The organism is Ensifer sp. 22460 (assembly GCF_052044935.1).
Lineage (GTDB): Bacteria > Pseudomonadota > Alphaproteobacteria > Rhizobiales > Rhizobiaceae > Ensifer.
Map to the genome: position 1 here is coordinate 1 of NZ_JBQENZ010000081.1, position 371 is coordinate 371.

Annotated in this window: 1 protein-coding gene; it reads right to left on the reverse strand. The window is 60.1% G+C overall.

Going from position 1 to position 371, the window contains the following annotated elements; genetic code table 11:
* A partial coding sequence (locus tag ACTJKM_RS36090; RefSeq protein WP_440661898.1) for a flagellin N-terminal helical domain-containing protein occupies positions 1-371 on the reverse strand: 371 nt, incomplete at both ends.

Below are 371 nucleotides of genomic sequence, written 5' to 3' on the forward strand. Positions count from 1 at the left end.
GGTTGAACGAACCGACGATCGACTTGGTGGCAGCCGTGTTGTTGGCGTCGTTGTAGACCCAGTTTTCGCCGGAGAACGAAGCCGACTTGGAAATGCTGATGAGCTGGTTCTGCAGCTCCTTGATTTCCTTCTGGATCTTGCTCTTGTCAACACCCGGCTCGCTGGCGGCAACCAGCTTCTTCTTGATCTCGTCGACGACGTCCTTGGAGTTTTCCATGGCGGTGTAGGCAACGTCGGTCTTGGCAGCGCCGAGGCCGAGGGCGTCCTGAACCGTGCCGAGAGCCTTGTTGTCCGAACGCATGGTGGTCGCGATCGACCAGTAAGCGGCGTTGTCGGCAGCGGAACCGACGCGCAGGCCCGACGAGATGCGG